Source organism: Nocardia higoensis NBRC 100133, assembly GCF_000308595.1.
GTDB classification, from domain to species: Bacteria; Actinomycetota; Actinomycetes; order Mycobacteriales; family Mycobacteriaceae; genus Nocardia; species Nocardia higoensis.
In genome coordinates this window covers 1-13,359 of the sequence record NZ_BAGA01000019.1, presented here as the reverse complement: position 1 = coordinate 13,359, position 13,359 = coordinate 1, and the positions used below count along the sequence as shown (strand labels likewise).

Below are 13,359 nucleotides of genomic sequence, written 5' to 3'. Positions count from 1 at the left end.
TGGTCGGACCGGGCGATCGTCCGACGCGGCCCGATCACGGCCCCGGGGTGTCCCGGCGGCCGCGACCGGTTGCCGGTCGTTCGCTCAGGCCACCTCCGCGCCGAACAGCTTCGGCAGGGTGCCTTCGAAGGCCTCGCGCAGCTCGGTCATCGGGACGGAGAACTGGCCCTGCACCTCGATCTCGTCGGAGCCCTGGTCGACCACGCCGATGCGGACCCACGGCAACTGCCTGGCATCGCACATCTTGGTGAACCGGGTCTCCTCCGAGCGCGGCACCGCGACGAGCACGCGACCGGCCGACTCGGAGAACAACGTCACGAACGGGTCGGCGCCCTCGGGCAGCAGGATGCGGCAGCCGGTCTCACCGGCCAGCGCGGCCTCGACGACGGCCTGCGCCAGACCGCCCTCGGACAGATCGTGCGCGGCCGAGATCATGCCGTCGCGCGAACCGGCGACCAGCACCTCGGCGATCAGCTGCTCGCGGGCGAAGTCCACCTTCGGCGGCAGGCCGCCGAGATGATCGTGGGCCACCTGTGCCCAGATGGAGCCGCCGAACTCGTCGCGGGTCTCGCCGAGCAGGATCAGCGTCTCGCCGGGCTCGAGGCCGAGGCCGGTGGGGATGCGCCGGTGCACATCGTCGATGACGCCGAGCACGCCGACCACCGGGGTCGGCAGGATCGCGTCCTGACCGGTCTGGTTGTAGAAGCTGACATTGCCGCCGGTCACCGGAATGCCCAGGGCCACACAGCCGTCGGCCAGACCGCGCACGGCCTGCTGGAACTGCCACATCACGCCGGGATCCTCGGGCGAGCCGAAGTTCAGGCAGTTGGTGACGGCCTTGGGGGTCGCGCCGGTGGTGGCGACATTGCGGAAGGCCTCGGCCAGCGCCAGCTGTGCCCCGGTGTAGGGGTCGAGCTTGGTGTAGCGGCCGGAGGCGTCGGTGGCCAGGGCGATGCCGCGGCCGGACTCCTCGTCGATGCGGATGACACCGGCGTCGGCGTCCTCCGCGAGCACGGTGTTGCCGCGCACGTAGCGGTCGTACTGCTCGGTGATCCACTTGCGGCTGCACAGCTGGGGGCTGGCGATCATCGTCAGCAGCGTCTCGCGCAGTTCCTCGGCGGTCTTCGGCCGGGGCAGCGCGTCGGGGCTGTCGGCGATCAGCGCGTCCTGGTAGTCGGGACGCCGCACCGGGCGCTCGTAGACCGGGCCCTCGTGGGCCACGGTGCGCGGCGGCACGTCCACCACGGTGTCGCCGTGCCAGCTGACGACCAGGCGATCACCGTCGGTGACCTCGCCGATGACCGTGGCCAGCACGTCCCACTTGGCGCAGACCGCCATGAAGGCGTCCACGTTCTCCGGGGTCACCACGGCGCACATGCGCTCCTGGGACTCGCTGGAGAGCACCTCGGCCGGGGTCATCCCGGTCGCGCGCAGCGGCACCTTGTCCAGCTCGATGTACATGCCGCCGTCGCCGGCCGCCGCGAGTTCGGAGGTGGCGCAGGACAACCCGGCGCCGCCGAGGTCCTGGATGCCGACCACCAGCTCGGCCGCGTACAGCTCGAGACAGCACTCGATGAGCACCTTCTCGGTGAACGGGTCGCCGACCTGGACGCTGGGCAGCTTCTTGCGGCCGGAGCCGGACTCGTCACCGGAGAAGGTGTCCGAGGCCAGCACGGACACGCCGCCGATGCCGTCGAGGCCGGTGCGCGCGCCGAACAGGATGATCTTGTTGCCCGCGCCGGAGGCGAATGCCAGGTGCAGGTCCTCGACCCGCATCACGCCCGCGCACAGCGCGTTGACCAGTGGGTTGCCCTGGTAGGAGGCGTCGAAGACGGTTTCGCCGCCCACATTCGGCAGGCCGAGGGAGTTGCCGTAGCCGCCGACGCCGCGCACCACGCCGTCGACCACGCGACGGGTGTCGGGGGCGTCGGCCGCGCCGAAGCGCAGCTGGTCCATCACCGCGATCGGGCGCGCGCCCATCGCCATGATGTCGCGCACGATGCCGCCGACGCCGGTGGCCGCGCCCTGGTAGGGCTCCACGTAGGAGGGATGGTTGTGGCTCTCCACCTTGAAGGTGACCGCCCAGCCGTCGCCGATGTCGACCACACCCGCGTTCTCGCCGATACCGGCCAGCATGGAGGCGCGCATCTCGTCGGTGGTGGTCTGGCCGAAGTAGCGCAGGTGCACCTTGGAGGACTTGTAGGAGCAGTGCTCGCTCCACATCACCGAGTACATCGCCAGTTCGGCGTCGGTCGGCCTGCGGCCGAGGATCTCTTTGATGCGGGCGTACTCGTCGTCCTTGAGACCCAGTTCTTTGTAGGGTTGCGCGACCTCGGGGGTTGCTGCGGCTGCGCTGACGGTGTCGACCTGCGGAGTCACGGAGTACCAGGGTCCTTTCGGCCGGGCATTGTGAAGCGACGAGCTCGGTCCCGCCGACATGACGGGAGGGCGGCCTCAGTCTACGGGTCACCCGCGACCGCCCCGCAGGTGAGGGGGCCGCCCCGGGCCACACGCGCACACTCGGACATACCGGGCGCATCCCCCGGGAACCGATTCCGCATCACCTGCAGTCGCTGTGCCGTTGCCACAACCGCGCTCCCGGCCCGTGATCGCGCCCCGTACAGCCTGTCAGGGCGCCATCACCGCCCGTGACCGCCCGGTTGCCCGGACTTCGAGCACCGAGCCGGATCCGGGAGGCACCCCCGGTACGCTGGGCGGGTGAACGAACGATCGGGGGTGGCCGAGCAGGCCGCGAAGCCTGTCGAACCGGGCACCCCCCACCTCGACGGTGCCGCGCCTACCTCCCGCCGATCGCCGGAATCCACCGCGGTGCCCTCGGATTCAGGGGCGCCGCCGGGTTCGCGGGTGAGACTGCTGGCCGCGGCGCTCGCGCTCTTCGCGATCTCGGCGCTGGTCTCGCTGCTGGTGCACTGGTGGAACGGCTACATCGACCTGCAGGTCTATCGCAACGGCGCCCGGGTGTGGCTGGACGGCGGTGAGCTGTACGGACCGATGCCGCCGGTCTTCGGCATCGGGCTCCCGTTCACCTATCCCCCGCTGGCCGCGCTCTTCTTCGCCCCGCTGGCGCTCATGCCGCTGGTGCTCGCCGAGATCGTCGTGCTGCTCACCTCGCTCGGCTGCCTCGGCCTGACGCTGTGGCTGGTGCTCGACCGGCTGCGCCCCGGCCTGGACCGGCGACTCGCGCTGCCGCTGGTGATCGCCGCGCTGGCGCTGGCGCTCTACCTGGAACCGGTGCGCCAGACCTTCGGCTTCGGCCAGATCAACCTGGTGCTGATGGCCGCGGTCGCGCTGGACTGCCTGGCGCGCAAGCCGTTCTGGCCGCGCGGCATGCTCATCGGAATCGCCGTGTCCATCAAGCTGATTCCGGGCGGCTTCCTGCTGTACTTCCTGCTGCGCCGAGACTGGAAGGCCGCGGGCACCGTGGTCGTCTCCGCGATCGGCGCTGTGGGACTGGGTTTCCTGCTGTTTCCCAGCGATTCGGTCGAGTACTGGTTCCGCACGCTCGCCGACACCGGCCGCATCGGCCCGCCCTACTTCGCGGGCAACCAGTCGCTGAAGGGCCTGGCCTTCCGGCTCGGCCTGCCCGACAGCACGGCGACGGCGATCTGGCTGGGACTGGCGGTGATCGCGGTGGCGCTGGCGGCGGTGTGGATGCACCACCTGATCCGAGCGGGCGCGCACGTCGCCGCGCTGCTGGTGAACGCCTCGGCGATCCTGCTCGTCTCGCCCGTCTCGTGGTCACACCACTGGGTGTGGGTGGCGCCCGCGCTGCTGCTCGCGGTCGACGTGATCGCGCGCAGGCGCGCCGGGCAGGCCCCCTGGCGGCTGTTCGCCTGGGTCACCGGCACGCTCACCGTGTTGTTCCTGATCGGCCCGCAGTGGCTGTTGCCGCATTCCGACGACCGCGAGCTCGCCTGGTCGTGGTGGCAACAGCTCATCGGCAGCAGTTACGTGCTGGTCACCCTCGGCGTGCTCGCGGTCGCCGCGTTCACCTACCGGCCCGAGCCCGCGGACGCGTACCCGGGCGCGGAGAAGGCGGCCAGCGCCGCCGCATAGGAGACCACGTCGTCGGCGCCCATCAGCTCACGCGCCGAATGCATCGCCAGTTGCGGCGCGCCCACGTCCACGGTCGGCATGCCGGTGCGCGCGGCGGTCATCGGGCCGATGGTGGAACCGCAGGGCAGATCCGCGCGGTGCACATAGCGCTGGAGGCGGACCCCGGCCTGAGCGCAGGCCAGCGCGAACGCGCCCGCGCCGGTGGCATCGGTGGCGTAGCGCAGGTTCTGGTTCACCTTGAGCACCGGGCCGCCGTTGACCTCGATGCGGTGCGCGGGCTCGTGGCGCTCCGGGTAGTTCGGGTGGGTGGCGTGCGCCATGTCCCCGGACGCGCAGATCGACCCGGCCAGCGCGGCAAGGTATTCGGCGCGACCGCCGCCCCGGGTGAGCACGACGCGCTCGAGCACGGCGGGCAGCAGGTCCGACTGGGCGCCGCGATCGGACTGACTGCCGACTTCCTCGTGATCGAACATGGCCAGCACCGGAATCGCCGCGCCCGGCTCGGCGACCGCGGCCAGGAAGCCGTGCAGACCCGCATAGCAGGTGCCCTGGTTGTCCAGCCGCGGCGCGCTGACCAGATCGCGTTCCCGGCCGACCAGCCGGCTCGGCGCCAGATCGTGGGTCATCAGTTCCCAGCCGAGCACCGAATCCGGTTCCACCCCGGCGTATTCGGCGACCACGTCCAGGAACGCGCCGTCCGCTTCACCGACGCCCCAGATCGCGTTGAGGTGACGCTGCGGGTCCAGGCTCACCCCGCGCCGGTCCTCGGAGAGGTGGATCGCCAGCTGCGGCACCCGCAGGATCGGGTCGTCGATGCGCACGAGTTCGGTGCGCACGGCATTGCCGTCGCGAACCGTCAGCCTGCCGGACAGGCCCAGCTCGCGGTCCAGCCAGGAGTTCAGCCAGGCGCCGCCGTAGGGCTCGAGACCGACCATCCGCCACCCGGCCGAGGCCAGGTCGGGATGCTGCTTGACCCGCAGATTCGGGCTGTCGGTGTGCGCGCCGACCACCCGGAACGGAGCGGAGGCGGGCCCGGGGGTGTCGGCCCAGGCCACCAGCGAACCGCCGCGCACCACGTAGTACCTGCCCGGCTCCCCGGCGGTCCATGCGGCGGATTCCGACAGCCGGGTGAAACCCGCCGCGTCGAGTTCGGCGGCTACGGTCCGGCAGACGTGGAAAGGCGAGGGCGAGGCGTCGATGAAGGCACACAGCCCTTCGGCGGTGGCGGCGGTGGCGGCAACTGGCATACCGCCGATCCTAGGCAGCCCCGTCCACGAGCCCGGAACGACGCGGGATGGCTCAGGCCCCGGCGACGACCTCGAGCAGCCGCAGCAGCTCGTCGTAGCGGCGGGCGCCCAGCGTCGCCCTGACCCGTTGCTCGGCGAGCGCCTCATCGGCGCGCACGGCGTCGACCAGCTCCACCCCGCGCGCGCTCAGGCCGATCAGAATGCGTCGGCGATCCTCCTCGGCGGCGACCCGGAAGATGAGCCCGCGTTCGGCCAGATGGTCGGCGTGCCTGGTCGCCGACGAGGGCGCCAGCTGCGATTTCGCCGCCAGCTGACTCATGGTGATGCCCGTGTCGGCGGACAGATTGCACAGCATCGACCACTGGTCGGGCGAGAGCTGCCGCGCGCACAGAGCATCGTCGAGGTGGCGCAGCCAACGGCGTTCCGCGGCGCGCAGCGCACCGTGCAATGTCGCGGTGCGGCTTACAATGAGGGTCATCGTTTTCCCGCCTGCCATTTCGCTCGATCGAGAAGAAGAGTACCGAATGTCCGCGTACGGCGAGAGCCCCGAGGACACCCTCGAGATCCTCAACATAGTGCCGATGCGTGGACCGCTGGCGATCGCCGTCCCTTCGAGCGACAACGCCGTGTCGCTGGCCGGTGAGGAAATCAACTCCGGCAGAGGGATTCTCGGCCGTGAGATCCGCGTCACGAACATCGACGGCGGACGCTCGCCGGAACGAGTAGCGAACGAGATCTCGGCGCTGCTGGCGACCGGCATGGTGCACGCCATCACAGGATGGCACACCTCGGCCGTCCGGGTGGCGGTGGCGGAGGCCAACGCCGGGCGCGTCCCGTATGTCTACGCCGCCTGCCACGAAGGCCTGCCGACCCCGCCCGGGGTACTGATGCTGGGCGAGCATCCGGCCGAGCACACCCTGGCGGCGGTGTCCTGGGCCCAGCGCGAACTCGGGGTACGGCGCTGGGCGATCATCGGCGCCGATTACATCTGGCCGCGCGAATTGGCCCGATCGGTGCGCCGCGAGTGCGTCGAGTCCGGTGAGGTGGTGCTGGAGCGGTTCATGACGCCCGGCACGGGAGACTTCTCGGAATTCCTGGCCCATCCCGAACTGGACCGGGCCGACGGCGTGCTCGTCCTGCTGCTCGGCGCGGACGTCGCGGCGTTCAACCGGCAGTTCGCCGCCGCGGGACGCGACGAGACGCAGGTCAGGATCGGCCCGTCGGTCGACGAGAACGTCCTGCTCGCGGGCGGTCCGGCCGCACACCGCAATCTCTACGTGCCGTCGAGCTTCTTCGTCGACGGGTGCCCCGGCAGCGATCTCAAGACGCGTTACCGCCGCCGTTTCGGCTCGTTCGCACCGGAACTGACGACCTTCAGCAATGCCGGTTACCAAGCGTTGCACACGCTGCGATCGGTCGCCGATTCCGCCGGTTCCCTGGATGTGCCCGCCATCGAACGGACCGTGCGCGACGGCCACGCCTTCGAGGCACCGGACGGACCGTGCTACTTCCGCGGCAGTCAGGCGGTGCGCGCCAGCCAGCTGGCGCGAGTCGAGGGTGTCGACTTCGAGATCGTCGACACCCTCCGCAGCGTCGGGCTCAGGCCGTGACGAGGCTGTCGAGCACCGACAGGAACAGGCCGAGGCCGTCGTCGCTGGGGCCGGTCAGCGGCTCGGTCGCGTGCTCGGGATGCGGCATCAGGCCAACGACCCGGCCGTTCGCCGAGGCGATGCCCGCGATGCCGCGCTGCGAGCCGTTCGGGTTCTCGCCCGCGTAGCGGAACACCACGCGACCCTCGCCCTCGAGCTCGTCGAGCACCGCGGCCGAGGCCTGGTAGCGGCCCTCACCGGACTTCAGCGGCACCAGGATCTGCGCGCCCGGCTCGTAGCGGGAGGTCCAGGCGGTGTTCACCGATTCGACCGACAGCCACTGGTCGCGGCAGATGAAGTGCAGGCCCTCGTTGCGGGTCAGCGCGCCGGGCAGCAGGCCCGCCTCGCACAGCACCTGGAAGCCGTTGCAGATGCCGAGCACCGGCAGGCCCTGCTCGGCCGCCCGCACGACCTCGCCCATGACCGGCGCGAACCGGGCGATGGCGCCCGCGCGCAGGTAGTCGCCATAGGAGAAGCCGCCGGGCACGATCACCGCGTCGACCTTCTTCAGGTCGGCATCGGCGTGCCAGAGGTTCACCGCCTCCGAGCCGGCCAGCCGGACGGCCCGGGCGGCGTCGACATCGTCGAGGGTGCCGGGGAAGGTGATGACGCCGATGCGCGCGCTCACGAGAGCCGCACCACCTTCCACTCCTCGATGACGGTGTTGGCCAGCAGACGTTCGGCGATCTGCTCGAGCTCGGCATCGCTGACGTCGTCGGCCACGTCGAGTTCGAACCGCTTGCCCTGGCGGACATCCGAGATGCCCTCGAATCCCAGGCGCGGGAGTGCGCCGACGATGGCCTGTCCCTGGGGATCCAGGATCTCGGCCTTCGGCATCACCTCGACCACGACTCGTGCCACGAGTTGCTCCTAGCTCTGAGGACACCACCCGCACAGGGTGGTGGTTGCGGGGAATACCCATGCAGCCTAGTTGTCCTCCGGCGTGCCGCCACCTGCGGGGTCCGGCCGCATAGCATGGCGCCATGCGCATAGCCCATTTCGGACACTCCTGCCTGCTCGTGGAAATGCAGGGCAAGAAGATCCTGTTCGATCCGGGGACGTTCTCCCACGGATTCGAAGGCATCACCGGTCTGGACGCGATCGCGATCACCCATCAGCATCCCGACCACATCGATCCGGCCCGCATCGACGCGCTGGCCGAGGCCAACCCCGGCGCCCGGCTGCTGTCGGACCCGCAGACCGCGGCACAGCGCGGCGGCCGCTGGGAGGCGGTGCACGCGGGCAACGTGCTGGATCTGGACGGACTGCGGATCACCGGCGGGGGCGGCAGGCACGCGGTCATCCACCCCGAACTGCCCGTGATCGACAACACCGTCTTCCAGCTCGGGACCGCGCAGGATCCGGCACAGCTGGTCCACCCCGGCGATTCGCTGTGGGTGCCGCCGGTGCCGGTCGGCGTGCTCGCCACGCCCGCGGCCGCCCCGTGGATGAAGATCAGCGAGGCGGTGGACTATCTGCGGGCGGTCAAGCCACGCACCGCGATTCCGATCCATTACGGCATCATCGCGCCGGAGGCCAGGGGGATCTATTTCGGCCGGCTCACGGAGATGCGCCCGGAAGGAACGGTATTCGAAGTCCTCCCGGCCGAGGAGAGCCGGGAATTCCCGGCCTGATCGCGGGCGTAGACATAAGCCGCCCCGCACCGATTCGTCGGCGCGGGGCGGCTGTCACGAGAACGACGGACCGGCTCAGGGCTCGGTTTCCGCGCTCAGGGAGTCGATCAGGGTGGTGATCAAGGTGAGCAGATCATCAAGCATGGTTCATCCTTTCGATCTGTGTTGTGTGCCTTGCAATGTGAGTGTTGCTCGCCGGCGCGATCACAAACAGCGAGCGCACGAATTTTCTCGAAAAACTTTCCTGGACCACCGAATTGGCGGATCGACCTCGGTTGATTCCGTAAAAAACCGACCGAAACACCGGAAACGAACCCGATCCACAGAGTTGGCGGCAAATTCACGCACCCGAACTCGGACGCGCGGAATTCTGTGGCTGTAGCGGGGTTTCGGATTTCCCGGCAGGGGTATCGCGCGCGACTTCTGCGATCACCTGATCTTGTGGGTGATATGAATCACTTTCGGGACGGCGGTATCGCGCGGATCCGCTCACGCCGCGCGGGCGGCGGAATCCGGTTCGCGGCGATAGACCTCGCTGATCGCGCCGTGGTACAGAGCCAGGTCCACCGCGTCGAGGACCGCCTGGCGCGGACCCGAGCGCTGCAGCTGGGGGCCCGAGATCGCCAGCCGGAGCACCCCGCCCCGGCGCGCGGTCCTGGCCGCGCCCATCACCAGGGCCCGGCACCACCACGGCTCGGCACGGAAACCCTCACCGATGCCGTGCACGCGTGCCCGCTGCACGGTGCCGCGTTCGAGATCGTGGATGCCGGTCAGGCCGAGGGCGATACGGAAGCCGACCTCCGGCAACGCGTCCATGGCGCCCTCGGAGGCATTCCAGCGCGGCGCGGCGAACAGCCGGGTGCGCAGCTCCACCTGCTCCATCACCCGATCGGCCGCGGTCAGCCGCAACCGGGCTTCGTGCCTGGGCAGGGCGGCGAACTCCGCGCGCCGCTTCGCGGTGGCCGCCTGGTCGTAGCCGTGCAGCACGATGGCGTCGCCCGCGGCGCGCCTGCCCCGCAACCAGGCCTGGGTGGCGGGATCCTCGGTCAGCCGGTACCCGCCCTTCAGCCGTGGCGCCACCAGCAGGGACAGCCGCACCCGCCGACGATCCATCTCGGCGGCGAATTCGATCGCCGCGTCGCGCGTGGTGTCCCTGATCCCCGACACGGAAACGATCAGCTCGGCGTTCATGACCCCACGGTGCCGCACGCACATGTACGCCCCGTGCAGTCGACGTGACGAGGCGACGAACACCCCGTCACGTCCTCGGCAGGCCCGTCGCGGCGTACCCCCGTCATCCGGGCGGAACGGTCACACAGGCCGCTCCCGCACGGGGGCGTGCCTCACCTCGGCGGTCGGCTCACTGCGCCAGACCGACGGTGTCGAGCACCCAGGCGAACTCGAAGCCGACTTCCTTCCACTTCGCGTACCGGCCACTGACCCCGCCGTGCCCGGCGCTCATCTCGGTCTTGAGCAGCAACGGCGCGTCGCCGGTACGGGTCGCGCGCAGCTTGGCGACCCACTTGGCCGGCTCGACGTACAGCACCCGGGTGTCGTTGATGCTGGTGATCGCCAGGATGGCGGGGTAATCCTTGGCCGCGACGTTCTCGTAGGGCGAGTACGACTTCATGTACTCGTAGACGTCCTTGTCGGCCAGCGGATTGCCCCACTCGTCCCATTCGATGACCGTCAGCGGCAGCGAGGGATCCAGGATCGAGGTCAGCGGGTCGACGAAGGGCACATTGGCCAGGATGCCCGTGAACAGCTCGGGCGCGAGATTGGCGACCGCGCCCATCAGCAGGCCGCCCGCGCTCCCGCCGTCGGCGACCAGGCGGTCCGGCGCGGTCACCCCGGTGTCGATCAGGTGGCGCGCGCAGGCGACGAAGTCGGTGAAGGTGTTCTTCTTCGACAGCGTCTTGCCGTTCTCGTACCAGAGCCTGCCCATTTCACCGCCGCCGCGCACATGCGCGACCGCGAACACCATGCCGCGATCGAGCAGCGACAGCCGCGCCACCGAGAAGCCCGGGTCGATGCTGGACTCGTAGGAGCCGTAGCCGTAGAGCAGCAGCGGGCGCGCCTGCTCGCCCGGATCGGCTACGCCCTTGCGCCACACCAGCGAGATCGGCACCCGGGTGCCGTCCTCGGCGACCGCCCAGTCCCGGCGTTGTTCGTAATCGGCCGCGTCGTAGCCGCCGAGCACCGGCTGCTCCTTGCGCAGCAGCAGCGCGCCGGTGGCCGGCACGTAGTCGAAGACCTGCATCGGGGTGATGAAGGAGGTCAGGCCGATGCGCAGGGTCGGCTGCGCCCATTCCGGATTGCCGCCCATGCCGACGGAGAACAGTTCGAGATCGAACTCCAGCTCACGCAGTTCGCCGTAACCGGATTCGGTCAGCGGCCAGACCGCGACCCTGGTCAGCGCCTCACGGCGGTAGCTGAGCACCAGGTGATCGGCGAAGGCGTCGATGTCCTCGAGCCGCACGTCGTCGCGGTGCTCGATGAGGATCCGCAGGTCGGCCGGGTCGGTCACGGGCGCTTCGGCGAGCACGAAGTTCTGCGCCTTCACACCGTCGGCGCCGATGTCGTTGTGCAGGATCAGGAAGCGGTCCTGTCCCCCGATCACCGCGTGCTCGGCGGAGTACTCCACGCCCTCGCGGCGCGGCAGGATCACCCGGAACTCGCCCTCGGGATCGTCGGACTCGAGCACCCAGCCCTCGGTGGTGATCTTGGAGCCGACCCAGATCATCAGATACTTCTCCGAGCGGGTCGCGCCGATGCTGACCCAGTACCGCTCGTCGGGCTCGTGGAAGACCTTCACGTCGGCGTCGGTGGCGGTGCCGAGGCGATGGCGCCAGACGGTGTCGGGCCGCCAGGACTCGTCGACGGTCTGATAGAAGACGTGCGTCCCGTCCAGCGACCAGGTGGCGCCGGGCGCGGTACCCGTGACCTCGTCGGACAGCAGCTCGCCGGTGCGCAGATCCTTCACCCGCAGCGTGTAGCGCTCGTCGCCGACGGTGTCCACCGAGTAGGCGAGCAGATGGCCGTCGTGGCTGACCGAGAACGCGCCGAGCGCGAAGAAGTCGTGGCCTTCGGCGAGTTCGTTGCTGTCGAGCAGCACCTGCTCGCCGGGGATCTCCCGGTCGGCCTCGAGCTGCGGCGGCGTCCAGGCCTCCAGATCGCCCGCGGTGGTATCGATCGGGCACCGGCAGTGCACGCCGTACTGCTTGCCCTCGAAGCTGCGCGAGTAGTACCAGAAATCGCCCATCCGGGTCGGCACCGACAGATCGGTCTCCTGGGTGCGCGACTTGATCTCCTCGAAGATCTTGTCCCGCAGCCCGGCCAGATGCGCGGTCTGCGCCTCGGTATAGGCGTTCTCGGCCTCGAGGTAGCCGACCACCTCGGGGCTCTCCTTGTCGCGCAGCCACTCGTACTCGTCGACGAAGACGTCGCCGTGATGGATCCGCTCGGTCGGCACCCGCTTGGCGATCGGCGCCGCCACCTGACTCTCGACAGACATGGCAACCACCCTACTGATCCCGCGGCCACGCGCCCGGCGGATCGGCGCCGCCACCGCTGCCACGCCACTAGGCTCGCCCCATGCCCTTCGCCACGGCCGCCCGTCTCGTCGCCCTGGCGCTCCGGCGTCCCGCCTCCGCCCGCTCCCCCGGTACGCGAACCGGCTGCCGCGCCGCTGCAGGCGCAGCCGAGGTGGGGGGTACCACCCGGTTCCCGATCGCCGCGGCCCGGCTCGGCGCGGTGACGGCGATCCTGGGCGGCGCGCTCGCTCCCGGCGCGATCGGCCCGGCCTCGGCCTGCGCCTGCGGCGGCATCATCAGCCCGGGCGACGCCGCCACCGTCCAGCAGGAGACCGCGGCGCTGACCTGGGACGGCGACCGGGAGACCATCCTGCTGCGGCTGTCGCTGGCCTCGGACACCGAACACGCCGCGCTGGTCGTGCCCACCCCCGCGCCCGCGACGGTGACCGCCGGATCGGCGGACACCTTCGGCGAACTGGCCCGCCTGGCCGCGCCCGAATATGTCGTCGAGACCGAGTGGTTCGCGTGGCCGGAGGACGAGACGAGCACGGCCGCGCCGGGCAGCACCCCGATGGTGCTCGATCAGGTCCGGCTCGGCCCGCTGGAGGCCACCACCCTGCGGGGCGGCGATCTCGACGGACTGCGCCGCTGGCTCGGCGGCAACGGCTACGCCCTGCGCCCGGAGGTGACCGCGACCCTGGAACCGTATGTGCGCGAGGGCTGGTCGTTCGTCGCCGTGCGGCTCACCGGCGAGCAGGAACTCTCCGGCGCGCTCGACCCGGTCCGGCTCGACTTCGACTCCGACCGGCTGGTCTACCCGATGCGCATGTCGGCCGCGGCGCGCACCGCGCAGGCGGTCCACCTCTATGTGCTCGGCGATCATCGGATGCGGCGCACGGACCCCGATGCGGCACACCAGGACTCCGCCGTCGAATTCGCAGGCCGCCTGTCGCCCGGCGCCTCCGGGGACCCCTTCGTGGAGGAAGCGCTGGCCGCGGGCAGCGACTATCTCACCGAAATGCGGGTGCGCGTCGATGATCCCGCCGCCATCACCACCGATTTCGCCTTCGCCGCGGCGCCCGAGGACACCGGCTATCGCGAACGCGTCGTCCGGACCGACCGGGTGACGGTGTTCGGCCGGCCCGCGGGCTACCTCGTGCTCGGCGCCGCGGCGCTCGCCGCGGCGGTCGTGGTCGTCGCCGTCGTCCGGGTCGCCCGC

Annotated in this window: 11 protein-coding genes; 4 read left to right on the top strand and 7 right to left on the bottom strand. The window is 70.4% G+C overall.

Annotated elements, in window-relative coordinates:
- Positions 1–84: 84 nt before the first annotated feature.
- Positions 85–2,379 carry a phosphoribosylformylglycinamidine synthase subunit PurL gene (gene purL, locus ON26_RS02650; protein WP_040794339.1) on the bottom strand — a complete coding sequence of 765 codons (2,295 nt, stop codon included), beginning with the start codon at positions 2,377–2,379 and terminating at the stop codon, positions 85–87.
- 339 nt (positions 2,380–2,718) lie between these two features.
- Between purL and ON26_RS02645 the strand changes: the two genes are divergently transcribed.
- The gene (locus ON26_RS02645; protein WP_245545695.1) at positions 2,719–4,077 is read left to right on the top strand and encodes a glycosyltransferase 87 family protein; all 1,359 of its coding nucleotides are present in this window, start codon (positions 2,719–2,721) and stop codon (positions 4,075–4,077) included.
- Here ON26_RS02645 and ON26_RS02640 read toward each other — a convergent pair.
- Both ON26_RS02640 and ON26_RS02635 read right to left on the bottom strand, forming a co-directional pair.
- Positions 4,014–5,324 carry a M18 family aminopeptidase gene (locus ON26_RS02640; RefSeq protein ID WP_040794338.1) on the bottom strand — a complete coding sequence of 437 codons (1,311 nt, stop codon included), beginning with the start codon at positions 5,322–5,324 and terminating at the stop codon, positions 4,014–4,016. The genes ON26_RS02645 and ON26_RS02640 overlap by 64 nt on opposite strands.
- Positions 5,325–5,376: 52 nt before the next feature.
- Entirely contained in the window at positions 5,377–5,802 is a 426-nt protein-coding gene (locus ON26_RS02635; RefSeq protein ID WP_040794337.1) for a MarR family winged helix-turn-helix transcriptional regulator, read from the bottom strand.
- 46 nt (positions 5,803–5,848) lie between these two features.
- Between ON26_RS02635 and ON26_RS02630 the strand changes: the two genes are divergently transcribed.
- Positions 5,849–6,934, top strand: coding sequence for a substrate-binding domain-containing protein (locus ON26_RS02630; RefSeq protein WP_040794336.1), 1,086 nt, complete (start codon positions 5,849–5,851; stop codon positions 6,932–6,934).
- Here ON26_RS02630 and purQ read toward each other — a convergent pair.
- Together purQ and purS are read right to left on the bottom strand one after the other, a co-directional pair.
- Entirely contained in the window at positions 6,924–7,601 is a 678-nt protein-coding gene (gene purQ / locus ON26_RS02625; RefSeq protein WP_040794335.1) for a phosphoribosylformylglycinamidine synthase subunit PurQ, read from the bottom strand. The genes ON26_RS02630 and purQ overlap by 11 nt on opposite strands.
- Positions 7,598–7,834 carry a phosphoribosylformylglycinamidine synthase subunit PurS gene (gene purS / locus ON26_RS02620; RefSeq protein ID WP_040794334.1) on the bottom strand — a complete coding sequence of 79 codons (237 nt, stop codon included), beginning with the start codon at positions 7,832–7,834 and terminating at the stop codon, positions 7,598–7,600. Before purS ends, purQ begins: the two co-directional genes overlap by 4 nt.
- Positions 7,835–7,956: 122 nt before the next feature.
- On the opposite strand from purS, the gene ON26_RS02615 reads away from it, so the two are divergent.
- Positions 7,957–8,607 (top strand): MBL fold metallo-hydrolase, encoded by a 651-nt coding sequence (locus ON26_RS02615; protein ID WP_040794333.1) that lies wholly within the window; start codon positions 7,957–7,959, stop codon positions 8,605–8,607.
- 489 nt (positions 8,608–9,096) lie between these two features.
- Here ON26_RS02615 and ON26_RS02610 read toward each other — a convergent pair whose 3' ends face one another.
- Positions 9,097–9,798: a DUF2334 domain-containing protein gene (locus ON26_RS02610; RefSeq protein WP_040794369.1), complete on the bottom strand. Its 702-nt coding sequence runs from the start codon at positions 9,796–9,798 to the stop codon at positions 9,097–9,099.
- A gap of 169 nt (positions 9,799–9,967) precedes the next feature.
- A complete protein-coding gene (locus ON26_RS02605) occupies positions 9,968–12,121 on the bottom strand; it encodes a S9 family peptidase (RefSeq protein WP_040794332.1) in 2,154 nt (717 codons plus the stop codon).
- 80 nt (positions 12,122–12,201) lie between these two features.
- On the opposite strand from ON26_RS02605, the gene ON26_RS02600 reads away from it, so the two are divergent.
- On the top strand, positions 12,202–13,359 hold a 1,158-nt coding region (locus tag ON26_RS02600), incomplete at its 3' end, for a DUF2330 domain-containing protein (RefSeq protein ID WP_083883676.1).